The sequence below is a fragment of the Flavobacterium cupreum genome (assembly GCF_003996965.1).
GTDB classification, from domain to species: Bacteria; Bacteroidota; Bacteroidia; order Flavobacteriales; family Flavobacteriaceae; genus Flavobacterium; species Flavobacterium cupreum.
On the sequence record NZ_QWDM01000207.1, the window covers coordinates 1 to 301 of the forward strand.

The following is a 301-nucleotide window of genomic DNA, read 5'->3' on the forward strand; positions in this document are numbered from 1 at the left end:
TGGCGGAAGAAGCGCAGTCCCGGACCGAACAGCACAAGGGTGGCGAGCGCGAACTGGATATACCAGCTGGTTTGCTCTCCAAGGACGCCCATCACCCAATGGTGCATGGCGGGAATGAGGTGGGACCCCATCTCGAGGACGAAGACCGGCAAGGTGAGGATGGCGGCAATGAGCAGATCGCGCCGCAGCGCCAGCGCCTCGCCCTCGCGACGCTCGGCGTCCTGGTCGCCGGCGCCCGCCGTCCCGTCGGACAAGCGGCGCGACTTGTAGCCGGCCCGTTCGACCGCCGCTTCAAGGTCTT

At 67.1% G+C, this 301-nt stretch carries 1 pseudogene; it reads right to left on the bottom strand.

Annotation, left to right across the window (positions count from 1 at the left end):
- Positions 1 to 301 (bottom strand): annotated as a pseudogene (locus D0817_RS25340) (hypothetical protein); the annotation flags it as partial.